The following is a 24,682-nucleotide window of genomic DNA, read 5'->3' as shown; positions in this document are numbered from 1 at the left end:
GTAAGTCAAAGATAGATTAATATTTTTGACAATACCACAAAAAAGGGGTGTCTTATGGAAACTTATTTATGTCCAAAAATAGATTGTACTTCAGTTGAAGTTACTGAAGATCAAGCGTGGGTTATAGTATTTATGGCAGCGTTACTAGCGGTAGGTGTTACATGGATGGTAGGCATGTCAGTGTGGTGTGTTAGTAATGGTTACAAGGGATTCACTGGTGATTATAGCATAGTTGAATGGGGATTAAAAGTCAATTTTGAATGTAAATAAAATGTAATAATAAATTTATTTTATTATTGCAACATCTTAGACAAGCTTATAATTAGGCTTGTCTAAGATTTATTTATAATCTATATTTGGATACTGTAAGGATATTTAGAATTAAAAATATAATAATGTATATTTAAATATTAGTATTGATAACTTCGTTTTTACACAAGCACTAATTATTGTTAATAATTAGTGCTTTAAAGTTGCAGATTTTTATAGTTATTATAAGGTTTTCTGAAAATAAAGTAGGCAAAGGGAGTAATTAAAAAGGATTCTTGGAAGATGGAATAAATAATTATATTTTTATAAATTGAATTTGGTAATAATAGACTTACTGAACACGAAATTAATACAACAGCGATAGATTTTAGTTTTAAAGCTTTTCTTAATTTTTTGCTTACAAGGGGACGCTCAGCTGTATCGGCAGGAGCATATTTAACAACTAAAATTAAGCTTATTAAAAATAAGATAATTATTGAAGTTCTATTTAGAGTGAAATTTAGACTTAAAAACACATTTCCTAAGAAAATTATATAATTTAAAAAAATACACTTTAGGCTAGAGTCTGCATGAACGCCATTAGCAAAAGATCTAAGGAAGCCAAAAACTATAAATGCTATTAATGTATAGGTGAATACTTTAAGAAAATATGATGTTACAAACAGAATAATCAATTTGTATATACTAATTAATATAACTTGAGTGCCATAATGGAGTATTTCAAGTTCTTCCTCTGTCTTATCTAAATTTTTTTTGACAAATTCCATGTATAAGTTGCTTAATTTTTCATTTATATTCATATAACGCCACCCTAAACAATAATTTATTGATAAAAATTAATATTAATTACATTTCACGTGCAAAAAAGCCCATCTTAGGAAAAAATGTAGAATTAAGCAATCACAATATGGTAAAATAATATCATGGTAATTCAAGTAAAGCAATAGGAGAACTTAATAATAAGGGGTGGAAAAATGAAAAATTTAATATTAGAAAAAGTAGCTTCAATAACTTGTTCTGGTGTATCGGCAGTGGCGAAAGCTTCATCATCAATGTGTATAGTTTGGTCATTTAATGAATGTAAGATGCCTAAATCACTATATAAGGTTGATAAAAAATTATAAAGAGATTTGGTATGGGTTTGTATTTTAGGTAAGAATATTAAAAGGACAACCCTTAAAGGTTTATAATATGGTAGTAGAGGAATAAGGGTAGTAATTATTTTGTATGTAAACGATTGACTGAATTGAAGAATTATTAATCATGATGATATCTTGTTCCTTTCTTTTGATTAGGTATTTTAGTTCTCGCGAAACTAAAATACCTAATCCTGAATTGGAAGCAAGTTATTTATATAAATTATTAAAATAAAATTGGGTAAGTCAAAGATAGATTAATATTTTTGACAATACCACAAAAAAGGGGTGTTGTATGGAAACTTATTTATGTCCGAAAATTGACTGTACTTCAGTTGAATATACTGAAGATCAAGCGTGGATTATAGTATTTATGGCAGTATTACTAGTAATTGGTGTTACATGGTTCATAGGTATGTCAGTGTGGTGTCTTGCTAATGGTTACAGTGGCTTCACTGGAGATTATAGCATAATTGAATGGGGATTAAAAGTCAAATTTGAATGTTATTAAATGAATAAAATGCAATAAAAAAGCTATTTTATTGCATCATTCTTCAACTTAGACAAGCCTATAATGGATAATAAGCTTGTCTAAGTTTCATTTAAATTTATAGTTGATTGCAAAATAAAATTTTACAAAAACAATATTCTATTTAGGGAGGAGAACTTTTATTATGTTATCAATTAAAGACCTTAGTAAAAAATATTCAAATAATTTTTGGGGCATTCAAAATTTTGATTTAGAACTAAAAGAAAGAGAATTGGTTTCAATTGTTGGTCCAAACGGTTCTGGAAAAACTACAATAATTAATTGTTTACTTGGAGTTATTTCTCCAACCAAAGGGACTTTGTCTTTATACGGTCAAAAAAATAATACTAAGAAATTTAAAGAATATATTGCATATGTACCGGACGAACTATTACTTATTGAGTCTTTGACAGGTAAAGAATATATTAACTTCGTAAAATCAATGTATCAAAATGTAAATGACGAAAAGATTAAAAAACTTGTACAAATATATAATATGGCAGAAGCTATGGAGCAAATAATAAAAAATTATTCACATGGAATGAAGAAAAAGCTTCAATTAATTGCAGCATTTATGTTAGAAGGCAAATTGATGGTGTTAGACGAGCCATTTAGAGGATTAGATGTAGAATCGATAATAACAACAAAAAAAATGTTGAGAAAATTTTTGAAAGATGGAAAAAGTATTTTAATGTCAACTCATGATCTTCTTTTAGCTGATAGTTTGAGTGATAGAATTGTAATAATTTCAAAAGGGAGGAAAGTTGCAGAAAATACTAGTAATATATTAAAAAAAGAATATAACTGTAATTCACTTGAAGAAGTTTTTATTAAAGCATCTCTTGATAAAAGTAGGAGTGATAAAATTGACGAAGTCATTAATAATTTGTAAATTAATTTTTAAAATATGGCAGAGAAGTTTAGCAAAAATATTGAATACTAAAAGTAAGGTTGTAGGAGTAATTTCATTTTTATTATTTATTACCTTATTATCCGTAATAGCAGGATACTGTGTTGTAAATCCTATAATAGTAATGTTTGTGAATGGGGATACTAGGTCACTATATTTATTGTTTTCTGGTATATTGGTAAATATTTCTGTGGTAACAACGGCACTATTTGTATTGGTGAAATCTGTAATACAAGAACGCGGTGAATTTGAAATGCAGTTAAATTGGTTTCCGCTTACTACATTCGAAAGGAATTTAGGATACAAGCTTCCAATATTTTTTGTTGTATTTGTCAGCGAATTGTTTATAAATACTTTATTAGTTGTACCTTCATTGGTTATGAATGATTTACAGGGAGGTTTTTTGCTAGCCAGTATATTAGCTTTTATTATACAAATTACTTTTGTATTCTTTTTAAATACAATAATATATGACTTTTGTATATTTATTATATCTATGATTGGACTCCCTTATAGAAAGCTTATAACGCTTTTAATTTTACTAATGTCAGTATTTTATTATTTTATAGAAAATTTTTCGGTGGAAGGGATTTTATCTTCATACACTAAATTTGATTATAATATACTTTATTTAATTAGTGGAGTTCTTATGAAATCAGTAAAGGTTGCAGCATTTAATTCTGTAAGCTATTTAAGAATAAGTATTTATATCTTAATTACTGCATTTTTAGCTTTAAGCACTTTATTTTGCTATGAAAAAGTTCAGAATAACAACTCTTCTAAAATATTAAAATTTCTGCCTATGTCAAAGGGGTTTAATAGATCATTAATTATAAAAGAAGTTAAAGTTCAAATTAGAAATGAAGAAAACTACATAAATATAATAATTTTTTTGCTATTGTCAATTTTAGTAAGATTTAAATTGGGAAATTTAGAGCCGAATATTATGATAATAGGGATAGTAAGTTTAGTTTCTAGTATGTTGGCGCTAAACTCCTTTGGAAATGAAAATAATTACTTTATAATGTATAAAGCTAATGGGGTTGAATTGTTAAAGGTGTTGATTTCAAAGGCAATAGGATTATGTATTATCGGATATGGTTTATTTCTACTTATAACTATAATAATACTAGGAATTGATATGGATATATATCAAGTATTGATTAGCATTCCAATAGTTATTAGTTCAATAATATCATTATATATTTTAGGAATATTAATTCCAGTAGATAACAAGAACCCTTATATGGGTGTATTTGCTTTTTTTATTCTCTTTTTTACAATGATTCCTATAGTAGTTATATTAAATCAAATAATTACAACAAATATGTCTTTGATAATTGTGGCGGTAGTACTTACAATTATATTATTTACTGCTTTTTATTTAGTGGCCAAATGGAGGATAAAATATGAATAAATTAAAAAGAATACCATATATACCTCAAAATATTGAGATTAATAAAGATCACATATTTGATCATAATCTACATGCTGATATTCCAATAAATGAAACGGCTTATAAAATATTATTACTAGTTGATGGAATTAAAAGTGTAAGTGAGATTACAGAATATTTAAACAAAGAAATCAAGATCGATTATGATGTTCTATATAATGATATAAATAATTTATTCTATGAATTAAATAAAAATTATCTTTTAAACTGGAAGTATGACACCAATATAAGGATAAAAAAAATATTTATAAATCTTATTGCACAATATAAAAAAGGATATAAAGAACGAGTTACTATAAAAAACAGCAACTTTTTTTCTGTATTTAATAGTATTAATAATGTGATTTTTAAAAAAATAGGAATATTATTTATATGGACATTAGTTCTATACATATTGAGTGTAGTTTTAATTAGTGATAGTTTAGCTTCGGGAGTAGCATTTGGATTTTTGATCGCTTTTGTTGGATTAATTTTGAGCACAAACATACATGAATTATCTCATATGTATTCTTTATGGATAAAAAAGAAAAATAAAAATATAGGATTTTTAGGGGTAAGTCCATTGGGAGTGAGATTTGTAAGACCAGCAGAAACTAATTCTAAGAACAATATTATTATAGCCTTATCAGGATCAATAATTCCTGGAATCTTAGGAGTCTTAATGTACATCATTAGTTTCACTATGTTTAAAGAGTGGCAATATTCTGTGTATATCAATATTTTTGCGGGAATGTTTGTTATTCAATTAGTACATTTACTACCATTTACAGGTGATGGTAAAAATATTCTTAACTATATATTCTTAATGATATACAATAAAAAAATAATTTAGATACTAGGGGAGATTAATATGATAAAAATTAGTGAAAAAACATATGGTTTAGCGGCTGTTTTAAGTATAATTATTTTACCTATAACTGCTATGAGTTTAATCTTTCTTAAAATGTTTGGTAATAAAAGTGGTAAAATCCTTTTTAACACAATGGAGATTCTTAAAATTGGAAACAATGGCTATACGTTTAATATAAAGACTACATTTTTATTATTAGTTTTGGCTGTATTTTTGGCGACTATTGTCTTATCAATAATATTTAATATTTTATTGAAAGGATTAAGGAAAAATGAAGTTTAAAAGAAAGAAAAAATGTGTTGTCATTACAATAAGTTTAGTTCTATTAGTGATTATGGGTATTTTTATAAATAGATCTGAGGGTTTAAGTAAAAAAGATGATATTAAGACTATATCTAATGCTGGTATTGTTTTTGGTGATATTAAGGCACCTGTTAAGATAATTGAGTATACGGACTTTAATTGTCCAGATTGTAAAAAAATGAATGAAAATATTGAGCCAATCCTATTAGAATACATAGCTAATAAGAAGGTTGTTTTAATATTTAAGACTGTTAATGAAAATATGCATTTAAATATTCCTAAAATTAGTACAGAGGATTATAAAGAGATTGGAAAGATATTTAATGAAAAAGAAAAGTATATTAATCCAAAATCAGAGCAGTACTTAAAGTCATATTTAGGAGAGAAATTATATAATAAAAGGAAAGATGATAACAAGGAAATAAAGAAAGAAATAGACTATCTCAAGATTAATACGATACCAACAATGTATGTAGGTAATGAAAAAATGGTTGGTATTTATAAAAAAGACGAATTTAAAAGAATTGTAGAAGATATATTAAACTCCAATTAGGAAAATAAATTGTGGTGGAATTATGATTAGATGTTTTAATCGTAAATAAATAGTAGGAACTTTATCATATTCATAGTGAAATTGAAATAATAAATAATCCAAGTGAGGTTAAAATATGAGAAGTATGAATATTAATAAAGTAGTAAAAAGATACTGTAGAATATTATTTTTACTAATAATATTCTTTGCCATTAATTTCTTAATGGTCGACACAATTCATGCAAAGACTAATGAGTTAAATTTGATTTATTTCAATGTGCCTCTTTGTAATACATGCAATAAGTTTGAAGATGAACTAAATAAGTTACAGAAAGAACATAAAAATATTAAGATATATAAATATGATATAAGTAAAAGTCAAAATTATGAGATGCTTGTTAGATATAATAATGAATATAAGTTAAATAAAGAGACTGGAGGAGCACCAATTATATTCGTATCAGATAGATATATAAAAGAGCCGTCTGAAATAAAGTCTATAATAAGAGAAATATTACAGAATGAGAATGAGAATGAGAAGGTTAAGGAAACACCTATTTTGGAGGGAATTCAGATAAATGCAAATTCATTCAATTATGATATTTTAGGTTTTATATTTACAGGATTTATTAATGGACTTAACCCATGCTCTATATCCATGCTCTTATTTTTTCTCTCACTTATTAGTGTCAAAAATGTTGGAATAAAGAAGCTTGGTTTTAGTTTTATTTTAGGTAAATTTATAGCATATTTATTAATAGGTTCAGTCTTATACACATATCTATCTAAAATAAATATAGGAATATATAATACAATAATGAAAGAAATATTTATATTGTTTTCTGCTATAATTATTTATTTGAATGTAAATGATTTTTTAAAAGCAAGAAAGGAAAAATTTGGACAAATTAAAAATCAACTCCCAAGAAAAGTTAGACGTTTTAATCACAATGTAATAAAAAGATTTTTGGAAAATAAAAGTGGGAAAATATTAGTTATTATAAGTTTTTTATTAGGTGTAGTTATTTCATTAGGAGAATTTTTATGTACAGGACAAGTATATCTTGCAAGTATAAGTTACATGATACAAAAAAATAGCATTTATTCTCTTAAGGCTTTTTCTTATTTATTCTTATATGATTTAGTATTTATTATACCACCAATTATAATCATATTTATTATTGATAAAGGGACTGATATGTTCAAAGTATCATCATTCCTTGTAGAGAAAATGTATTTAATAAAATTATTAACCGCAATAGTGATGTTCTTATTTTGTTTATTTATAGTTTTTATAATTTAATATAGTAAATATAAAGGAGTTTATTAAATGCCGAGAAATATTAAAATAACAGATAATGATAATTGCATTTTATATGAGGGTAATCTTTATAAACTACCAGTTGCAGAGAATATTATTATTGAGCAAAGTATTGAATACTTCAATGATTCAGAACCCTGTTTTTTACATAAAAGTGCAGTTACAAAAAAAATATATTATGAAATTGAAGACTTTTTTCAAGAAAAAGATAACATTGGCGTTAAAGAGATAAAATTAGGTGAATTTCCATTAATTTTGAAACGTCTTCTTGAGAAGATTGGAAATGCTAAAAGCATTTACTTGTAGTATGACATATTTGATGTGTATTTTTATTAATTAATATACCAATAAACTAATTTCTTTTAAAAAAGATAAGTAATCATTAATTATTATTGATTACTCATCTTTTTTCTTTTGATATTAATTTCTATTCTTTTGGATATCAACTTGAATGAAGAAAGAAATGGATTGTCATTAGGTGGAGAAATCAGGAAATTGGATGATTATAAAAATGAAATGATTTTTGTGACAAATCACATACAAATGGCATTTAAAGTTTTTCAGTATAAACTAAGAGTTTTAGAGTTTATTGATAAAAATTATAATATTGATAAACAGTTAAAAGAAAGTATTTTAATTGCAACGAAAATATTAAACAAGAATAAGGAAGAAATTGAAGAAAAATCATTGCAAATTAAGTTTGGAAAATATGTAGGGGAAATGGATGTGAGATTTTGAAAATCATTAATAAATTTTATGAATTTGCTATGTCCGATTATGCAGCTAATGTTAGAAAATATATTCCTTGTTTAATTATAATTTCAATTATCCAATTTAATATTAGTAGCTTTTGGCCAGAAGGCATATTAGAAATTTTTATGTTTTTAGTATTGTTTGTAGTTAATTTGAAATTTATTTGCGCTGTAATCAAAAGCTATAAAGAATTTTGCAAGTAGAATTATGGTGTTTTTTATGGGTGAATTTAAACGGTATTACCCTTATTTTACAAAAAAGCTATCCAATAAAACGATACTTAGTTTAGAAGTGGAAGGCTTCGTAAATCTACAAAACAAATACAACATTAATTATATTCGAAAAGTAATAGAAAAAAGGTGGGTATAAATGAATATATTCAAGGACTTTGTTAAACAAGACACTATACTCTCAAAATTATCAACTAATGGAAGTAATTTATTTTTGGCGGTAGTATTACTTTTAGGCACATCAATAGTCTTAATTAATAGCTTTTTTTATTATTTCTGATATGTTTTTTATAAGTAGATTTTTACGGTGTTGTTAAAAAAAGGATTAACAGGTGTAGAATTGTTAGGTGCCTGTAAAAACATGGATGCGGGCACAAGCCTAAGGGGGAAGAAGTAATCACCTAGATAAAACATTTAACATAGTTGGTATCACCCTATTGAATGGACACAACTAAAAAAGAGTTGTAAAATTCATTTTATGGAATGATTTTTTTGAAAAAATAAAGAAATTATCAAGTTAAAGTTAATCTAAACACTGTAAATATGTATTTAGAAGAAAATATAGGTGGAATTACTATCGCAAAGACTTTAGGCCTTAACAGGTGTGGCAGAGTTTTATTAATGCTCAAGAAGTGTTTTATGTGGGTAGGATAAAAATTAATACTAATATTTATACAGAAAATGAGATCACCGAATATGGACCTAAAACAAGAAAAACGTATTATCATCTAAATATTAAAGAGCTCGCAGAGTATTTAGCCAAATATTCACTCTGTTGGGGAGTAATATATCCAATGCTACTATGTATCATTTTTATGGTTTATTGACCTTTTATTTATCTAATCTGTTACTGTTGATTTTGATAGGGAATATTCACTGCTTAACCCTGCTAAGCTTTTTTCCAGAGTTAGATAGCTCTACTATTGTATTTTTGAATAAAGCTGTATATTGTTTTTGACCTCTTGCAATTATAAACACATCCTTATCATATTTATATTTTAATGTGTTCGGTTTTTAGTGTCTACAATATTATACTAACACCAAATGAGTGGTAATTTCTCTTGGAAATATAACCATTAATTTCGCTAGTAAGCTATTAATATATATTATGGAAATCAGTATTCGAAGTCAAGCAAGGGAGCAGGCACGATGAGTAAAAGCATTTTATGAAATTTGACTAAATCATATTACAATAGAAGTCTGTGAAAGCAAATTATATAGATAATAATGTATTTAATAGAACGGGAAGTTGATTTAAGCAAAGAGATAACTTCTGGTTAGCATATAATAATAAATTACAAAAGGGGAACATATGAGTTTAGTGTTTATATATATCATTATAAGTTTTTTATTAACGAACATAATTCACGAGCTAATTCATTTTTTGGCTTTGAAATTAATAGGATTGGATATATATTGTCTTGATGCTTATCCAATTAAAATTTATAAAAATGAAGATAAATATAATATAAAAATAGATATAAGCTTAAAGAATACATGCCTGGTTTTGTTTTACCTGAAATAAGTATGCTTAGAAATAAAACTGATTTTAAAATTCAAAAAAATAAAATTATATTTATAACTTTGGCCGGTTCTTTTGGAAGTTCAGTATTGGGAATCATAATTAATATAATATATAATTATTATATTCCAAATTTGTTTATTAAAGTTTTTGGTGTTATGTCAATGATAATAGGGGGTCTTACTCTTTTATTTAGTGATGGGATAATGTCTTATAGGCTATACAAGGATAAAGTGTTTGCCGTATCAACTTTATTTTACTATAATAATATATTATCAAATCAAAAGCAAAATATTAATGAGGAGAATCTGTTTATTTACAAATATGCTAATGATGTATGTGAAGAATTAAATATGGAAGATAAATTTTTCCACAACATCAGCCATAATAAAAATCAAATAAATTTACAGACATATATACTTTATTATGTATTAATTAATAGTATTGATGGTTTTAATATAAATATAATTAAAAACATGGAGAATTTAATAGAAAAGTTATCCCAAATAAAATATTTAAATGGAAATCTGTTTGAATATATAAATGTAATTGTTATATATATGGTAATTAAAGAGGGAAAATTAGAAGAGGCAAAAAAAATATTTGAGTTAATAAGAAATAGTTCTAATAAGAGAAATTTTTATCAAAAATACATTATTAGTAGAACAAAATATTTTCTTAACGAGATTACTTATAATGAGGTTTTAAACTCAATTCCTAAATCATCTATTGTAAATAGTAGATTAGAAAAATTATTATTTGAACAATTTAGGAATTTATATATTCTTTAGAACGGACATCTCACCCCATTATAAAAAATGGAACGTAGTGACTAGTTTTTAGTTACTAATTAGCTGCAAATGCTACAAAATTTGCTGATTAATAAGGTTACATAAAAATAATTAATAACTAACACCTTGACTTTAATCTAAGAAGATCTAATTACTTTTGGGGTTAGTGATGATAAACAAGAACCATTGAGATACGTCTAAATACCCATGTCAAAAAATAATTATAAAAATAGGAGATATTATAAATGAAAAAGTCTGTTAAGATCTTAATGTTATTAAATTTAATTAGTTATATAAGTAATTTTGCATTTGCATTTATATATTCATACGATAAAATCGTATTGAAAAATAATTTAACAATAGAAGTGTTTTGGGTATTGTCACCATATGTATTTTTAATCGCTACATCATTTATATTAGCTACTGATAACAAAGAAGGATATAAAATGTTTAAAATTGAAGCAATAATCGATTGGGTTATAAGAGTTGCATCATGTTGTGTTGCTTTTCAAGGATTTAATTTCAAATTTTTATCAGCAGGGTTTATTATACAACAAGTCATATTAGCTTCTTTATTAATTGTTAATGTATATTTGGAATATAAGATGTATAAAAAAGCAAAAAAACATACACCTGTTAAAAAAGAAAATATGGAAGTTGAAATAATATCTGAAGAAGAAAAACAAAATATAAGAGAAATTGGTAAAGCGGCAACACTTGGAATGAATTCATTTTTTATATTTGCGGGTTTTGGAATGGGTATAACACAAATACATCAGATTGATATTAAATTACTAAGAATATTTATTGTATTTGTTTCTATTTATTCATTTATATGGTTTTGTATTGCTAATTATAGAAAGTGTTATTTATTTTATTTAGATAAATCTTTAGCAAAGAGAATTTTTGTTAGAGACGGTTTGTATGCATCTCTTGGATATATATTAGTTCTTATATCTGCATTTGGATTTTTTGGGATAGGTACTTTGCTTGAATCTGCGGTTATATTGATTGGGATTTTATTACTATATCCAACAATATGTACTGATAGAAAAATAGGACTTAGATATACAAAAGTTAAAGATATTTTAGGTGAAAATTTTTATTCGTATTTTAATTGTAAAGAAAAGAATTTGTAGCAAGGTGAAGAATGCGACTGCGACTCCTGCAGTTTGTGTATAAATCGGATTTTCTGAATTATAATCATCACCATAGAAGGAACTGTTTTCAGTGACTTCTATGGTGATTTTCAGTTACATCCTATGGGGTTTGGACAGTCACCTAAAAAAGGAATAAAGCGACGGTTTGGTAAAAAGAGTATGGAGCTGTTCAAGGTAAGGTTTTAAATATAGATCAAGGTTAAAGTAAAACTTGATAAAAATTACCTTGCAGATAAAAAAGGAGGAAAAGTTAATGTTACCCTTGGTATGATTACAGAAACTAGGGTTAAGTATGAAAAAATCACATATATGAAATACTTCATGGAACAGATTGGGATAAAACTTAATTAGCTATTTTAGGTGTCAGCAAGTGCTTTTGATATAAATAATGCAATTAATGTGATTATTAATTGTAGTAAACAGTTGAAAATATTATAATAATGGGAAGGGGATTAAAAAATTGAAATGGCTTTAAAATTACCGAATAATTATGTTGAGGTTGAGAGTGGTGAGATGGAGTATGGTTAGGAGTTGATGTTATGCCAGTTCGGGTAGCTGGAGAAGGAGCTATCTCATCATATATTAGAAAGGTAGGAGTTAGTGAGGGAAAAAAATATTTAATAGGAATATTAAAACCAAATTACTTTCTATTGGTGCTGGAGCACTAGCAGGTAGCCTTGTTGGTGCAGTAAATTTTGCAATAAATGCCGCTGATATTGGAAACACTGTTGCAAGATACTTAGATAATCATGATTCAAAACCAGGAAACGGTTGGTTATCAATATAAATTTTATAATATAGTAAAAAAATAAGTATTACCAGCTTTAACATTGTATCTTGGTACACTTAATAGTGCATAACAAAATATTAATGTTGAAGCTCGATTATACACAATGTGAGATATAAAAAGTATAGTTTTAAAATTATAAGGAGATGATTTATATGAAAGTCACAAAAGGAAAAGTAATTACTTGTATAAAGTTTTCAGTGTCACTTTGTTTTTTTAATTTTTTGTTTGACTATTTTTTCAGACCATCAAATATAAGTTTAGCAAGAAATATTTCTGTTGCAGTTGGTGTTGCAGTAGGGGTGGTTTTCTATAGCACAATTTTTGATAAAAAGGCAAACTGATATATATATTACTAAAAATTGGAGTATAATATTTATATAAAATTTAAGAAGGTGTATATGATAATTAAAAAGAAAAATATAAAATTAATATATATTAGGTTGCCATGTGGAGATTTCATATTATGAATATAAGTAATAAAAAAATAATGGGTCTTGTTTCATTTTTTGTAGGTATAGATATATTAATAATATTAACAGCGTTATGTAAAATTAAAAACTTATCTATTGATATTGAAAGTGTTCACAAATACAGTATATTAATATTATTAGTTTTATTATTAAGTTGTATTTATATCGATATAATAATTCATGAATTAGGTCACTTTATAGCTGGAAAATTAGTTGGATTTAAATTCTATTCTTTTACTATTTTTCCGTTTGAAATAAGAAATCAAAATCAAAAAGTCATTTTTCAAATCACTGGCAATTATGGGTTATTAGGTTCGTGTATGATGTATCCCAAGACTTTTAGTAAATTATTTAAAGAGTTATTAATATATTATCTTGGAGGCATAGGTTTGAACTTTATATTTATAATTGCATATTTATTTTTGATAATTTATAAGGTACCTAACATGAATAATATTTTCATAAAAATATTTTTTTGTTTTTTATTAATTATTAGTGAATTTAATTTAATTAAAAATGTTATACCAAGTAAAGTTAATGGAATGAAAACAGATGGCTCAAATGTATTGACTATAATAAACCCATCAGATTCCAATGATATTGATTTAATGGAAATGGTAATATCATTGCAACTTTTTTGTGGTATTAGACCAAGGGATATAAATTTTAAAGTACTAAATAATCGAAATATATTTAGTGATAAAAGCTTTCACGAATATATAAGCTTATATTATTTTTATTATTACCTAGATAGTGGAAATTTTGATAAAGCCCAAGTATGTATAGGTATAATTGAAGAAAATATTGATGAATATACTAAGGATGTAAGGCTAGATGTAATGTGTGAAATTTTATATTCTTATTGTTATATTAAAAAAGATATCAACAAATCAAAAGAAATATATACACAAATTTCACAAGTACTTTTAAATGATAAAAGTATTGGTGGTTTTCGAATACAAATGGCATATGAACTTTATATTAAAAAAGATATTGTAAAGGCTTTAGAATTTGGGCAGAGTGGATTAAGTTTAGTTAATCAGGATGAAGTAAAAGGAATAGATATTTTTGAAAAAGCTGAAATAGAAAGAATGATTGAACGAATCTCCAATTATAGTAATTAGCAAACAGAAGGCATACACCGTGATAGAGTAGTTATTACTGTGGCAGGAATGGAAGGTGACTTAGGGTGGATGGGTATGAAACTAGATAAAGAATATTATGTGATAGTGTCTATAATAGTATTTGTATGTGGTCTTATTATTAGTACTTATAATTTATATAATTTTACTGGATTTTTAATAATATTGCTACCGAGTACTATATTTAATGTTAGTTGGCATTGGTATCATAATGATAAAGGAGAATGATGTAGAACACTTAGGGAGCAGTTGTGATTTAAAGTGTATATGCTTTTATGTTAAGAGGTGGTCTGCTTTATGAGAAAAAGATAATCAGGCTAATAACTAAAGGTGGTTGCCAAGGATGTAGGTGATTAACATCTTGATTTAAGAGAGAAATAATGTCTCTCATCTGAATGCCCAAATTAAGTAACTTTAGCTCAAATAATTTAGACAAATGGAGCTAATTTGGTTTGTGACTAAATAGTAACTATAGTTAATAGATTTCAATTTTAGTATTATTTAATTTTTGGGGGGGGGAATCAATTAATTACATAAATAATAATATATTTCATAGAAAATTCAGATTCACTAAAATAATAATTAATGTTATTATACTAATAATCTTAATGAAGGGTGCGTATAAAACCAATTTATATAACATAGTTTTAGGTAAAGTGAATTTAAAAAATGATTACATGTTGAATAGAATGGTAATGTATTTTATTGTGGGAATTTTAATCTACTTTGTTTCAATTTTTATGCATGAATTAGGTCATTATTTAATGAGTAAATTAGTATGTATAAAGTTGGAATTATTTGTTGTAGGGCCAAGCATATATATGAATGATAAAAAAAGTCTCTTGTCATATACAAACCAATATATAAAGATATTATATGGGGGACCGATATTTACATTTGTAATTATTCTCATTTCATCCCTGTTTATAATAGAAAATAAATTTACTGTGATTTGTATGATTTTATTAATTGTAAATTGGTCAATTTTTATAACTATATTTTATAGCAGCATTAGTGTATATGGTGACTATTGTTTAATTGATTTACTCAAAAGAAAGCCTGAGTTTGTTATATTAATGTTTTCTATTCAATTCTCATCTGAATATCCAATTAATAATTTTATAGTTGAAGAATCTGAGCTGTTTGTGGACAAAATTTTGTCCAAGTGTGAATATAATAATATGGTCGTAGCACTAATAAACAGAATTATTGATCAAAAGATAATAAATGGAGAGAATTTAAGTATTCAGTGTATTAAATTTAAAGAATGGATTTTTAATTATTACTTTAAGTCTTCAAAAGGAAATATAATGTTTGATGCTAAAATTATAAAAGTTGCTTATAAATTCCTTCTGCATGAATACTCTTTAACAAAATATGAACTTAAATTAGATAATTATAAAAGTTTTGATAAGTTTTTAACCTTAAATAATTATAATACATTTAAATATTTTGCCATGATAAACGAAAGTTTAAGAGGATTATTTAGTGACGGTACTGGTTTTGATAAAAAATACAAAGAATATATTTGTGATGCGGGACAAATACTTTCAAAATGTAGTAACTATAAAAATTTGTTAGAAGATATTATGAAGAAATTAGGAGGCTGTGAGAAAAGTCTGTAAAATACAGCTTTCTATGCTAAAAATAATAGCTCCTAAATGAAACAAATTTTTTTTGTTTTACTTTGGTCATACGGATATCTCGCTTGATTGTTGCCAAAGAAGAAACTTTATATTTAATTGATAGCTAATTATAAAAAGTGTGATTTATTTTATTTAGATAAATCTTTAGCAAAGAGAATTTTTGTTAGAGACGCTTTGTATGCATCTCTTGGATATATATTAGTTCTTATATCTGCATTTGGATTTTTTGGAATAGGTACTTTGCTTGAATCTGCGGTTATATTGATTGGAATTTTATTACTATATCCAACAATATGTACTGATAGAAAAATAGGACTTAGATATACAAAAGTTAAAGATATTTTAGGTGAAAATTTTTATTCGTATTTTAATTGTAAAGAAAAGAATTTGTAGCAAGGTGAAGAATGCGACTGCGACTCCTGCAGTTTGTGTATAAATCGGATTTTCTGAATTATAATCATCACCATAGAAGGAACTGTTTTCAGTGACTTCTATGGTGATTTTCAGTTACATCCTATGGGGTTTGGACAGTCACCTGAAAAAAGGGAATGAAGCTGAGTTAAGTAAAGGGATAACAACCTCCGGTTAGTATAGAATAATAAAGTATAAAAGGGGAACATATGAGTTTAGTGTTTATATATATCATTATAAGTTTTTTATTAGCGAACATAATTCACGAGCTAATTCATTTTTGGGCTTTAAAATTAATAGAATTGGATATATGTCTTGATGCTTATTCAATTAAAGTTTATAAAAATGAAGGTAAATATAATATAAAAATAGATATTAAGTTGAAAGAATACATGCCTGGTTTTGTTTTACCTAAAATAAGTATGGTTAGAAATGAAACTGATTTTAAAATTAAAAAAATAAAATTATTTATTTAGCTTTAGCTGGTTCTTTTGGAAGTTTACTACTAACAAAAAAAGAATGATGGAGATTGCTAAGGGTTAACAGACCCTATGGCTAGATAGTGGATGGAGAGTGTGTGATGAAAATTACAACGAAAGACAGAATGGTTTCATTTATAAAAGTGTTTTTGATATTTTTTGTGATTAATTTTATTGGTCAATATTTTTTTAAACATTCAATTATGGATTTATACACAATAATCTAGCCGGAGCAGGACTAGTTGTCGCATGCTCGTATGGTCAAGTATGGGTAATTGCTTCTATAATGAAAGTTACTTTTGCTGCTGCAGTGAATAGCTTGGGAATTGCAGGAGTTGCAACTATAGTTGGAGGTACATTTGGAGTTTCAAAGGGTTAGTTGCGCTTGCGCTAAGTAAAGTTTTTAAGGAGGATTTATGACTAAGAAAATGAAACTTGTAAGCTACATCGTAATGCAGTCTTTCATATTATTAGCTGCATTTTTAATAATACTTTTATCATTAAAGTATAATTTATCAATGATGATACCATTGATAATGATTATAATTGCACAAATACCAGTTTTTATATTTTTATTTAGTAAAAATACTAAATAAAAATAGAGGGACTGTCATACTGAATTAGTGGTAGACTTTCATTATTACGCTTAAGATAAAAAAGTAGAGGAAAACGTCATTACATTCATTCCTCTATTTTAAACTATTCGAAATATAGTGTATATAGTATTATACTAATACTAAAAATACTTTAGAGGAGGGGATAAAAAATGGCATTTTTACAAGTGAACTTTGCTTCAAAAGCCTTAAAAAGAGATGTTACTTTCAATGCGCTTATACCAATTGATACAATAGAAATACAGGAGGAAGAAATAATTAAGAAAAAACCAATGAAAGCGCTGTATCTCTTGCATGGGTTAACTGGAAATTACACTGATTGGGTTTGTAGTAGTAAAATTGAGGAACTATCTTTAAGACACAATATCGCAGTGTTTATGCCCTCTGGAGAAAATAATTTTTATTTAGACGATGTTGATAAAGGCGAATTGTTTGGTGAGTTCGTTGGAAATGATTTAGTGGAATTTACACGCAGGATATTTCCGTTATCAAGGAAAAGGGAAGATACATTTATAGGTGGGTTGTCTATGGGTGGATATGGAGCAATTCGAAATGGATTAAAATATTCTGACAATTTTAGCCGTATCATTGCATTATCTTCTGCTATAGTTACATACAATATTGCTGGAGCTTCTAGTGATTTTAAGGACGAAGTTCGTGACTATAAATTTTATACTAGAGTATTTGGTGATCTGAATCAACTTTTGGATAGTGATAAAGACCCAGAGGCACTTATTATTAAGTTGAAGAAGAAAAATGCTCTAATTCCTAAAATATATATGGCGTGCGGTACAAACGATTTTTTGTTAGATGTAAATCATAAATACCGTGATTTTTTAATTTCAGAAAATATAGATGTAACATATGTAGAAAGTCCTGGCAGCCATACGTGGGATTTTTGGAATGAATATATTGAAAAAGGAATCAGATGGGCAGTTAAAAATAAGTAAATAAATTGTTGTATTGCTTTTTACTATCAGGAGTGGTACGGTTAGATTGATTTTAAATTAACAAAGTTATCGTTCTGAATGCACGAGGGTTCGTCCCGAATGAGAAGGCGAGAGAATAGTTGGAATGCTCCAAAGAACATATCTTTATTGGTTGTACCTTTGGTTTCGACGTACTATCCTTGTGCCTTTTCGGGTGCAGGGGTTTTTTTTATTGTTTAAAAGAAAGGAGGTTGCCAATGGAAACAAGAATTGCTCTAATTGGAATTATCGTTGAAAACACAGATGCTGCTCCAAAGCTTAACTCTATTCTCCACGAATATAGAGAATACATAGTAGGAAGAATGGGAGTACCCTATCTGAAACGCCATATTTCGGTAATAAGTATCGTTGTGGATGCGCCGAATGATGTTATCAGTGCCCTGTCAGGTAAGCTTGGAATGCTACCAAATGTAAACACCAAAACGATTTATTCCAAGGCGCCACCTATAGCAAAGCAGTAAACGAATGATTAAATCAAGGTCTATAAGAGTTTGACCATTTATAAATAATAAATATTAAAAAGGGGTTTATGCTATGTATGATAATAAGTCTAAAAATGCAACTGAGTTTATTGATGACGGTGAAATTCTATCTACCATTTCTTATGCTCGAGAAAACAAAAGAAATCGTGAGCTAATTGATAGCCTGATAGAACGTGCAAAAGACTGTAAGGGTCTAACACACAGGGAGGCTGCAGTACTTCTCGAATGTGATTTGGAAGATGAAAAAGAAAAAATGTTCAAACTGGCAAAAGAGATTAAGCAGAAGTTTTATGGCAATCGTATTGTTATTTTTGCTCCACTATATCTTTCGAACTATTGCGTAAATGGTTGTGTGTATTGTCCATATCACGCTAAAAATAAAACAATATCCCGTAAAAAACTTACGCAAGAAGAAATAGCACAAGAGGTCAAAGCACTTCAGGATATGGGACACAAGCGATTGGCTTTAGAATCAGGAGAAGACCCTGTGAACAATCCAATTGAATATATCCTTGAAAGTATAAAGACCATTTATAGTATTAAGCATAAAAATGGAGATATCCGCCGTGTCAATGTCAATATTGCTGCAACTACAGTGGAAGAATATAAGAAACTTAAGGATGCGGGCATCGGTACCTACATACTTTTCCAGGAAACGTATAACAAAAAAAATTATGAGGAGTTGCACCCAACAGGACCAAAGCACAACTATGAATATCATACGCAGGCTATGGATCGTGCCATGGAGGCTGGTATTGATGATGTGGGGATCGGAGTTTTATTCGGTTTAAATATGTACCGTTATGACTTTGTTGGACTACTCATGCATGCAGAGCATTTAGAGGCAGCCATGGGTGTGGGTCCACATACAATTAGTGTTCCTCGAATATGCCCTGCTGATGATATTGACCCAAATACGTTTTCAAATTCAATCTCGGATGAGATGTTCGAAAAAATTGTGGCTATTATTCGTATCGCTGTTCCATACACTGGCATGATTGTATCAACCCGTGAATCGAAAATAACACGTGAGCGTGTCTTGGAACTGGGTATATCTCAGGTAAGCGGAGGCTCATGCACCAGCGTTGGCGGATATGCGCAGACAGAAACGGAAGAAGATAACTCGAAGCAATTTGAAGTAACTGACACTCGTAAATTGGATGAAATTGTAAACTGGCTTTTGGAATTTGGGTATATTCCAAGCTTTTGCACCGCCTGTTATAGAGAAGGGCGTACAGGTGATCGTTTCATGAGTCTTGTGAAATCAGGTCAAATTGGAAACTGCTGTCAGCCGAACGCACTAATGACACTTAAAGAATATTTGGAGGATTATGCTTCACTTGATACCAAAAAAAAGGGCGAGATGGTAATTGAAAATGAGATTCCTAATATAAAAAATGAAAAGGTTCGTACAATTGCAATAGAGCATTTAAAAGAACTTAAGGAAGGGAAGCGAGATTTCCGTTTCTGATATTACAAATTAACATTTAAACATAACCATAATCATAAAATACAGTAAAGGTGTGTGTCAAAGTAATTGACACATGCTTTTTACGTTCTCGCATTAAGTAAAATTTATTTAATAGCTCAGCAACTATAAAATTACATCGCATTTATTTTTATAAACAACATACACGGCGAAAACTAATAAATAAGAAAACGATTTTATTGAAAATATCTATTATAATGTAAATAATTATATTATAATAGATATTAACAAAGATTAAATATTAAAAGGTTTTAAATATTAATAATATGTTGAGGGGTGATATTTATGTATGATGTAATTATTATAGGAGCAGGAGTAGTAGGTGCAGCGATAGCAAGGGAACTTTCAAGATATAATCTAAAAATAGGCGTTTTAGAAAAAGAAGATGACGTTGCAACGAAAGCATCAAAAGCAAATAGTGGAATAGTTCATGGTGGATATGCTGCAAAGTACGGTACATTAAAAGGACGATTATGCGGAAAAGGAAACAAAATGTATAGAAGTCTTGAGGAAGAATTAAATTTTGGATACAGACAAACAGGAGCTTTAGTGATTGGATTTAATGAAGGTGACGAGAAAAAAATTACTGAGCTTTATGAAAATGGTCTAAAATTAGACTGTAATGATTTAGAGGTGATAAGAGGAGCGAGACTAAAAGGAATAGAGCCACACTTAAATAGTGAAGTAAAGGTAGCACTATATGCTAAAAGCGTAGGGGTAGCGTCTCCTTATGAATTTACAATTGCGTTAGTAGAAAATGCTATAACTAATGGCGTTGAACTTAAGCTTGAAAATGAAGTAATATCTATAGAAAAATTAGAAGATAAGTTTATTGTACATACTAACAAGGAGGATATTAAAGCAAGATATATTATAAATGCTGCGGGTTTGCATAGTGATAATATATCTAACATGGTAGGGATCGATGATTTTAAAATAACACCAAAGAGAGGCCAATATATTTTAATGGGAAAAGATCAAGGGCACCTTGTGAATACTGTTATTTTTCAAGTGCCTACAGATAAAGGGAAAGGGATATTAGTAACTACCACATATCATGGCAATTTTATGATAGGACCTAATGCAGAAGAAGTGAGTAATGGAGATGATGTGTCAACTACCGCTGAAACTTTAAAAGATGTCATTATGGCGGCTAGAAAGTCCATACCTGATTTTAATGTGAGAGGCGCATTAACTACTTTTTCAGGGATAAGAGCTAGTAGCAGTACGGGGGATTTTATCATTGAGGAAAGCAGAGTTAAAAGATTTATTAATGTGGCTGGGATAGATTCTCCGGGGCTTACATCATCGCCAGCAATTGCTGAGATGGTGGTAGAAATACTTAAGAATTCAGGAATGAATCTTGTGAAGAATAATAATTTTAATCCTTATAGAAAAGGAATAATAGTAAAAAAAGATAATAGTTTTGATGGAGAAGTTAATCATGAAGATAAATCAAAAAATATTATATGCAGATGTGAGCAGGTTACAGAGGCAGAGATTATAGATGCGCTTCATAGAAATATACCAATTAACTCTATAGATGCGATTAAAAGACGTACAAGAGCAGGAATGGGAACTTGCCAAGGGAATTTTTGTAAACCTAGAGTTAAGGCTATTATAGCAAGAGAACTGAATATTTGCGAAGATAAAGTGAACGTGCGAGGCAAAAGTGATTCTAAACCGCCTGTTAGAGCGGAAATAAATTTGATTAGGAAATTTGAATCTTAGCAAAGGATGATAAAGTAACAAACTACAACCTTAAATATTATTATTTACAATTATCAATTGATATGCTAAAATTATTTATTATATCAAGACTCTGATTCTATTTATGATGATTTATGGAGGAGCTCAATGACAAAAGGACAAATTGAAGCGAAATTAAGCGAAGCAATTAGTAAATTTGAGATTGAACACATGGGTAGAGGCCCAGAAAAAATTCGGACAATCATATTTCAAGATTTAATTATAGTAAGACTTAAAGGATTTTTAAGTAAATCAGAAAAAAGCTTGGCTCAAAGCAAGGAAGGCGTCGATTTAATTAAAAGACTGAATATTGCTTTGTTTGAGAATGCAAGAGAAAATTTGGAAGAAACTATAAAATCTATAATTGATGTTAATATAGTAAGTACTTATTCTGATGTGAGTACCAAAACAGGTGAAAAAATTATAGCTATAATTGTAGACCAAGATATTGAAGAACGATTAATAAAATAATCATGGAAGACGCACTGAAGGGTCAATGACCAGTCAAGGGGTAAGCCAATAACTATAACTCTGAGTGAGGAGTTTTTGTTATTGGCTTTTTTATTGATTTTAATTTTAAAGGAGTATTATAAAAAACGAAGGGGATGATAATATGAAATTTAAGCAAAGGTGGATATATGTGATTTTGGGAATTATAATTATGATGTGCTTAGGCACTGTATACTCATGGAGTGTTTTTAGGATTCCAATTGAAAAGGCTTTTAATATAGGATCTACTCAAAGTGGCTTTCCTTACATGGTTTCTTTAGCAGCTTATTCATTTTTTATGTTTATAACTGGAAAATATTTAGAGAAATACAGTCCAAGAATGGTTATTTCTATGGGTGCACTTCTTGTAGCATTAGGATGGATATTATCTGCATATGCACCAAATATATATATTTTAACTATAACATATGGGGTAATAATTGGCGCTGGCGTAGGCATAGCATATGGAGCTCCGATGACGGTAGTAGCAAAATGGTTTCCAGAAAAAAAAGGCTTAGTAGTAGGCATTGTATTAATAGGATTTGGGTTGTCACCACTTATAACAGCTCCACTTGCAAGAAATTTAATAGAAAGTTATGGAATAACAAAAGCTTTCCTAATATTAGGTGTATCTTTTGGGGTAATAATACCTTTGCTTTCGTATCCATTTAGATATCCGTCTGATGTGGAAAGTAAAAGTCTTGAAACAACTGCAAGCACAAAAATTCATATGAATGGTACGAATACTGCTAAAATGATTAAATCAAAAAACTTTAAAGGGTTATATGTAAATTTTATGATTGGATCAATGATTGGACTAATGTTAATTGGAATGACAAGTAACGTTGGTGTAGAACTCATTAAGCTATCCCCAAAAACAGTAGCTTTATTAATGATCGTATTTGCAGTTTTTAATGGAATAGGTAGACCTATATTTGGCTTGATTACGGATAAGTACTCGTCTAAAACCGCCATGCTAATTTCTTACGCACTAATTATTATCGCAGCATTATTAATGCTAGTGGCAAATGAAGGCAGTTTAGTATTATTTAGTATAGCGTTTTCGATATTTTGGTTTAATCTTGGAGGATGGTTAGCTATAGCGCCTACTTCAACTCTTGATATGTATGGAACGAAACATTATAGTGAGAATTATGGTGTTGTGTTTACGGCATATGGTATAGGAGCCATTATCGGGGTGTTGGCTTCTGGACTTCTAATGGATATCCTTGCGAATTATAATTATATTTTTTATTTTATAATTGGTTTATGTATTATGGGTATTCTTTCATCTAAAAGAATGATTAAAACGTAATCTAACAGAATTGCCCATTTTAGTGGGCTAGAGTTAAGAGATGATTGATAGTAATTTCTAAGTTATTATATTTAATGCTACGTAATATTAATATTACGTAGCATTAAATATAATACAGTAAACTTCATGATGAACAGAATAATGTATTAGTATAACTTTTGGTTGAAGAAAAACGTGAAGTAGGTAGTAGATATATTTCGAGTTAATTTAGAGCTTTGGTTATAGCTAACTTTGATAATCGTTTTAAAGGTAGAAGCCCAATAATTACACAGGTAATAATGGTTTCCACACTTAGGTATGAACCGTTATATAAAAGGGAGTATAAATAAACAGAGGTTCCTTTTGGAGCATAGCTTCCGAAGAACACTACTCCAGAAATAAAATGGCATGTAAATCTAGCTAGCATTGCTACGACTACGCCAATAAGTATGACCTTAGTATTACGTGATCTAAAGTAACCAACTATTCCAATGGCCATAAAAGGAAGCGGATAATCAAATAGTACTTGCACTGGATGGAGTGCGAAGGGTGCTACTAAAAAATTAATAATTCCAAATAAAAAACCTGTTAAAAACCCAACTTCAGGACCATAAAATAAGGATATAAGTATGATTGGAACCATGCTCCCAGCAGTAATGCTACCACCTTGTGGTAATTTTATAATTGTAATAAACTGCAATACAGTAGATAATGCAAGAGATATACCAACTAAAGTTATCATCTGCGTAGTAAATTTAATTTTCCTAACTTTCAAAACTGCATAGATTAATAACAAAACTCCTAATAGTGCAAAAAGAGCAATGGGGGTTTTTGTAATTTCAGCGATTCTTTCGGTAAAAGTCATTTTTATAGCC

Annotated in this window: 31 protein-coding genes; 29 read left to right on the top strand and 2 right to left on the bottom strand. The window is 28.1% G+C overall.

Annotated elements, in window-relative coordinates; all coding sequences use genetic code 11:
• Positions 1–54: 54 nt before the first annotated feature.
• Positions 55–270 carry a hypothetical protein gene (locus KTC92_RS09615; RefSeq protein WP_216303216.1) on the top strand — a complete coding sequence of 72 codons (216 nt, stop codon included), beginning with the start codon at positions 55–57 and terminating at the stop codon, positions 268–270.
• Between the two features lie 197 nt (positions 271–467).
• Here the strand turns inward: KTC92_RS09615 and KTC92_RS09610 are convergent, their stop codons facing one another.
• Positions 468–1,070 (bottom strand): accessory gene regulator ArgB-like protein, encoded by a 603-nt coding sequence (locus tag KTC92_RS09610; protein ID WP_220286767.1) that lies wholly within the window; start codon positions 1,068–1,070, stop codon positions 468–470.
• Between the two features lie 174 nt (positions 1,071–1,244).
• Here KTC92_RS09610 and KTC92_RS09605 point away from each other — a divergent pair, with 174 nt between their 5' ends.
• The 28 genes from KTC92_RS09605 (at position 1,245) to KTC92_RS09470 (ending at position 23,828) form a co-directional block, all read left to right on the top strand.
• Positions 1,245–1,394: a cyclic lactone autoinducer peptide gene (locus KTC92_RS09605; protein ID WP_165413317.1), complete on the top strand. Its 150-nt coding sequence runs from the start codon at positions 1,245–1,247 to the stop codon at positions 1,392–1,394.
• A gap of 307 nt (positions 1,395–1,701) precedes the next feature.
• Positions 1,702–1,917: a hypothetical protein gene (locus KTC92_RS09600; protein WP_216303214.1), complete on the top strand. Its 216-nt coding sequence runs from the start codon at positions 1,702–1,704 to the stop codon at positions 1,915–1,917.
• Positions 1,918–2,080: 163 nt separating this feature from the next.
• The gene (locus KTC92_RS09595; protein WP_216303213.1) at positions 2,081–2,827 is read left to right on the top strand and encodes an ABC transporter ATP-binding protein; all 747 of its coding nucleotides are present in this window, start codon (positions 2,081–2,083) and stop codon (positions 2,825–2,827) included.
• Positions 2,802–4,262, top strand: a complete 1,461-nt coding sequence (locus tag KTC92_RS09590; protein WP_216303212.1) for a hypothetical protein — start codon at positions 2,802–2,804, stop codon at positions 4,260–4,262. The genes KTC92_RS09595 and KTC92_RS09590 overlap by 26 nt, the downstream gene beginning before the upstream one ends.
• The gene (locus KTC92_RS09585; protein WP_216303211.1) at positions 4,255–5,133 is read left to right on the top strand and encodes a PqqD family peptide modification chaperone; all 879 of its coding nucleotides are present in this window, start codon (positions 4,255–4,257) and stop codon (positions 5,131–5,133) included. The genes KTC92_RS09590 and KTC92_RS09585 overlap by 8 nt, the downstream gene beginning before the upstream one ends.
• A gap of 18 nt (positions 5,134–5,151) precedes the next feature.
• Positions 5,152–5,433: a hypothetical protein gene (locus KTC92_RS09580; RefSeq protein WP_165413322.1), complete on the top strand. Its 282-nt coding sequence runs from the start codon at positions 5,152–5,154 to the stop codon at positions 5,431–5,433.
• Positions 5,423–6,007 (top strand): thioredoxin domain-containing protein, encoded by a 585-nt coding sequence (locus KTC92_RS09575; protein ID WP_220286766.1) that lies wholly within the window; start codon positions 5,423–5,425, stop codon positions 6,005–6,007. Before KTC92_RS09580 ends, KTC92_RS09575 begins: the two co-directional genes overlap by 11 nt.
• A 115-nt stretch (positions 6,008–6,122) precedes the next feature.
• Positions 6,123–7,289: a sulfite exporter TauE/SafE family protein gene (locus tag KTC92_RS09570; protein ID WP_220286765.1), complete on the top strand. Its 1,167-nt coding sequence runs from the start codon at positions 6,123–6,125 to the stop codon at positions 7,287–7,289.
• Between the two features lie 27 nt (positions 7,290–7,316).
• On the top strand, positions 7,317–7,613 hold the full coding sequence (locus KTC92_RS09565) for a hypothetical protein (RefSeq protein WP_165413325.1): 297 nt from the start codon (positions 7,317–7,319) through the stop codon (positions 7,611–7,613).
• A 108-nt stretch (positions 7,614–7,721) separates the two neighbouring features.
• A complete protein-coding gene (locus KTC92_RS09560) occupies positions 7,722–8,045 on the top strand; it encodes a hypothetical protein (RefSeq protein WP_258280575.1) in 324 nt (107 codons plus the stop codon).
• On the top strand, positions 8,042–8,263 hold the full coding sequence (locus KTC92_RS09555) for a hypothetical protein (RefSeq protein WP_220286763.1): 222 nt from the start codon (positions 8,042–8,044) through the stop codon (positions 8,261–8,263). The genes KTC92_RS09560 and KTC92_RS09555 overlap by 4 nt, the downstream gene beginning before the upstream one ends.
• Positions 8,264–8,429: 166 nt before the next feature.
• Complete coding sequence (locus tag KTC92_RS09550; RefSeq protein ID WP_220286762.1) at positions 8,430–8,570, top strand: hypothetical protein; 141 nt, start codon at positions 8,430–8,432, stop codon at positions 8,568–8,570.
• Positions 8,571–9,787: 1,217 nt separating this feature from the next.
• Entirely contained in the window at positions 9,788–10,603 is an 816-nt protein-coding gene (locus KTC92_RS09545; RefSeq protein WP_220286761.1) for a hypothetical protein, read from the top strand.
• Between the two features lie 245 nt (positions 10,604–10,848).
• On the top strand, positions 10,849–11,742 hold the full coding sequence (locus KTC92_RS09540; RefSeq protein WP_258280574.1) for a hypothetical protein: 894 nt from the start codon (positions 10,849–10,851) through the stop codon (positions 11,740–11,742).
• Positions 11,743–12,302: 560 nt separating this feature from the next.
• The gene (locus KTC92_RS09535) at positions 12,303–12,431 is read left to right on the top strand and encodes a hypothetical protein (protein ID WP_258280573.1); all 129 of its coding nucleotides are present in this window, start codon (positions 12,303–12,305) and stop codon (positions 12,429–12,431) included.
• Positions 12,432–12,705: 274 nt separating this feature from the next.
• Positions 12,706–12,894, top strand: coding sequence for a hypothetical protein (locus KTC92_RS09530; protein ID WP_216303199.1), 189 nt, complete (start codon positions 12,706–12,708; stop codon positions 12,892–12,894).
• 122 nt (positions 12,895–13,016) lie between these two features.
• Positions 13,017–14,147 (top strand): site-2 protease family protein, encoded by a 1,131-nt coding sequence (locus KTC92_RS09525; RefSeq protein WP_216303198.1) that lies wholly within the window; start codon positions 13,017–13,019, stop codon positions 14,145–14,147.
• A 39-nt stretch (positions 14,148–14,186) separates the two neighbouring features.
• On the top strand, positions 14,187–14,393 hold the full coding sequence (locus KTC92_RS09520; RefSeq protein ID WP_216303197.1) for a hypothetical protein: 207 nt from the start codon (positions 14,187–14,189) through the stop codon (positions 14,391–14,393).
• Positions 14,394–14,773: 380 nt separating this feature from the next.
• Entirely contained in the window at positions 14,774–15,790 is a 1,017-nt protein-coding gene (locus KTC92_RS09515) for a hypothetical protein (RefSeq protein WP_258280572.1), read from the top strand.
• A 117-nt stretch (positions 15,791–15,907) separates the two neighbouring features.
• Complete coding sequence (locus tag KTC92_RS09510; protein WP_220286758.1) at positions 15,908–16,204, top strand: hypothetical protein; 297 nt, start codon at positions 15,908–15,910, stop codon at positions 16,202–16,204.
• A gap of 227 nt (positions 16,205–16,431) precedes the next feature.
• Positions 16,432–16,698: a hypothetical protein gene (locus KTC92_RS09505; RefSeq protein WP_220286757.1), complete on the top strand. Its 267-nt coding sequence runs from the start codon at positions 16,432–16,434 to the stop codon at positions 16,696–16,698.
• A gap of 419 nt (positions 16,699–17,117) precedes the next feature.
• Positions 17,118–17,297: a hypothetical protein gene (locus tag KTC92_RS09500; RefSeq protein ID WP_216303194.1), complete on the top strand. Its 180-nt coding sequence runs from the start codon at positions 17,118–17,120 to the stop codon at positions 17,295–17,297.
• 170 nt (positions 17,298–17,467) lie between these two features.
• Positions 17,468–18,265, top strand: a complete 798-nt coding sequence (locus KTC92_RS09495) for an alpha/beta hydrolase family protein (protein ID WP_220286756.1) — start codon at positions 17,468–17,470, stop codon at positions 18,263–18,265.
• Between the two features lie 236 nt (positions 18,266–18,501).
• Positions 18,502–18,765, top strand: coding sequence for a TM1266 family iron-only hydrogenase system putative regulator (locus KTC92_RS09490; protein WP_216303192.1), 264 nt, complete (start codon positions 18,502–18,504; stop codon positions 18,763–18,765).
• 73 nt (positions 18,766–18,838) lie between these two features.
• Entirely contained in the window at positions 18,839–20,257 is a 1,419-nt protein-coding gene (gene hydG / locus KTC92_RS09485) for a [FeFe] hydrogenase H-cluster radical SAM maturase HydG (RefSeq protein ID WP_220286755.1), read from the top strand.
• A gap of 303 nt (positions 20,258–20,560) precedes the next feature.
• Positions 20,561–22,006: an NAD(P)/FAD-dependent oxidoreductase gene (locus tag KTC92_RS09480; RefSeq protein ID WP_220286754.1), complete on the top strand. Its 1,446-nt coding sequence runs from the start codon at positions 20,561–20,563 to the stop codon at positions 22,004–22,006.
• Between the two features lie 126 nt (positions 22,007–22,132).
• Entirely contained in the window at positions 22,133–22,495 is a 363-nt protein-coding gene (locus KTC92_RS09475; RefSeq protein ID WP_220286753.1) for a DUF2294 domain-containing protein, read from the top strand.
• Positions 22,496–22,637: 142 nt separating this feature from the next.
• Positions 22,638–23,828, top strand: coding sequence for an OFA family MFS transporter (locus KTC92_RS09470; protein ID WP_220286752.1), 1,191 nt, complete (start codon positions 22,638–22,640; stop codon positions 23,826–23,828).
• A gap of 202 nt (positions 23,829–24,030) precedes the next feature.
• On the opposite strand, the gene thiT is transcribed toward KTC92_RS09470, so the two are convergent.
• Complete coding sequence (gene thiT / locus KTC92_RS09465; RefSeq protein ID WP_216303187.1) at positions 24,031–24,672, bottom strand: energy-coupled thiamine transporter ThiT; 642 nt, start codon at positions 24,670–24,672, stop codon at positions 24,031–24,033.
• Positions 24,673–24,682: the final 10 nt, after the last annotated feature.

This window comes from Clostridium sp. CM027 (genome assembly GCF_024730565.1).
GTDB classification, from domain to species: Bacteria; Bacillota; Clostridia; order Clostridiales; family Clostridiaceae; genus Clostridium_AD; species Clostridium_AD estertheticum_B.
The sequence above is the reverse complement of the archived record's forward strand: the minus strand, read 5'-3'. Positions and strand labels throughout refer to the sequence as shown.

What these genes read in the sequence shown, in the direction of transcription:
- KTC92_RS09615 (WP_216303216.1), top strand. Translation starts at nt 55, where the DNA reads ATGGAAACTTATTTATGTCCAAAAATAGATTGTACTTCAGTTGAAGTT.
- KTC92_RS09610 (WP_220286767.1), bottom strand. Translation starts at nt 1,070, where the DNA reads ATGAATATAAATGAAAAATTAAGCAACTTATACATGGAATTTGTCAAA.
- KTC92_RS09605 (WP_165413317.1), top strand. Translation starts at nt 1,245, where the DNA reads ATGAAAAATTTAATATTAGAAAAAGTAGCTTCAATAACTTGTTCTGGT.
- KTC92_RS09600 (WP_216303214.1), top strand. Translation starts at nt 1,702, where the DNA reads ATGGAAACTTATTTATGTCCGAAAATTGACTGTACTTCAGTTGAATAT.
- KTC92_RS09595 (WP_216303213.1), top strand. Translation starts at nt 2,081, where the DNA reads ATGTTATCAATTAAAGACCTTAGTAAAAAATATTCAAATAATTTTTGG.
- KTC92_RS09585 (WP_216303211.1), top strand. Translation starts at nt 4,255, where the DNA reads ATGAATAAATTAAAAAGAATACCATATATACCTCAAAATATTGAGATT.
- KTC92_RS09580 (WP_165413322.1), top strand. Translation starts at nt 5,152, where the DNA reads ATGATAAAAATTAGTGAAAAAACATATGGTTTAGCGGCTGTTTTAAGT.
- KTC92_RS09575 (WP_220286766.1), top strand. Translation starts at nt 5,423, where the DNA reads ATGAAGTTTAAAAGAAAGAAAAAATGTGTTGTCATTACAATAAGTTTA.
- KTC92_RS09570 (WP_220286765.1), top strand. Translation starts at nt 6,123, where the DNA reads ATGAGAAGTATGAATATTAATAAAGTAGTAAAAAGATACTGTAGAATA.
- KTC92_RS09565 (WP_165413325.1), top strand. Translation starts at nt 7,317, where the DNA reads ATGCCGAGAAATATTAAAATAACAGATAATGATAATTGCATTTTATAT.
- KTC92_RS09550 (WP_220286762.1), top strand. Translation starts at nt 8,430, where the DNA reads ATGAATATATTCAAGGACTTTGTTAAACAAGACACTATACTCTCAAAA.
- KTC92_RS09545 (WP_220286761.1), top strand. Translation starts at nt 9,788, where the DNA reads ATGCCTGGTTTTGTTTTACCTGAAATAAGTATGCTTAGAAATAAAACT.
- KTC92_RS09540 (WP_258280574.1), top strand. Translation starts at nt 10,849, where the DNA reads ATGAAAAAGTCTGTTAAGATCTTAATGTTATTAAATTTAATTAGTTAT.
- KTC92_RS09535 (WP_258280573.1), top strand. Translation starts at nt 12,303, where the DNA reads ATGCCAGTTCGGGTAGCTGGAGAAGGAGCTATCTCATCATATATTAGA.
- KTC92_RS09530 (WP_216303199.1), top strand. Translation starts at nt 12,706, where the DNA reads ATGAAAGTCACAAAAGGAAAAGTAATTACTTGTATAAAGTTTTCAGTG.
- KTC92_RS09525 (WP_216303198.1), top strand. Translation starts at nt 13,017, where the DNA reads ATGAATATAAGTAATAAAAAAATAATGGGTCTTGTTTCATTTTTTGTA.
- KTC92_RS09515 (WP_258280572.1), top strand. Translation starts at nt 14,774, where the DNA reads ATGAAGGGTGCGTATAAAACCAATTTATATAACATAGTTTTAGGTAAA.
- KTC92_RS09505 (WP_220286757.1), top strand. Translation starts at nt 16,432, where the DNA reads ATGAGTTTAGTGTTTATATATATCATTATAAGTTTTTTATTAGCGAAC.
- KTC92_RS09500 (WP_216303194.1), top strand. Translation starts at nt 17,118, where the DNA reads ATGACTAAGAAAATGAAACTTGTAAGCTACATCGTAATGCAGTCTTTC.
- KTC92_RS09495 (WP_220286756.1), top strand. Translation starts at nt 17,468, where the DNA reads ATGGCATTTTTACAAGTGAACTTTGCTTCAAAAGCCTTAAAAAGAGAT.
- KTC92_RS09490 (WP_216303192.1), top strand. Translation starts at nt 18,502, where the DNA reads ATGGAAACAAGAATTGCTCTAATTGGAATTATCGTTGAAAACACAGAT.
- hydG (WP_220286755.1), top strand. Translation starts at nt 18,839, where the DNA reads ATGTATGATAATAAGTCTAAAAATGCAACTGAGTTTATTGATGACGGT.
- KTC92_RS09480 (WP_220286754.1), top strand. Translation starts at nt 20,561, where the DNA reads ATGTATGATGTAATTATTATAGGAGCAGGAGTAGTAGGTGCAGCGATA.
- KTC92_RS09475 (WP_220286753.1), top strand. Translation starts at nt 22,133, where the DNA reads ATGACAAAAGGACAAATTGAAGCGAAATTAAGCGAAGCAATTAGTAAA.
- KTC92_RS09470 (WP_220286752.1), top strand. Translation starts at nt 22,638, where the DNA reads ATGAAATTTAAGCAAAGGTGGATATATGTGATTTTGGGAATTATAATT.
- thiT (WP_216303187.1), bottom strand. Translation starts at nt 24,672, where the DNA reads ATGACTTTTACCGAAAGAATCGCTGAAATTACAAAAACCCCCATTGCT.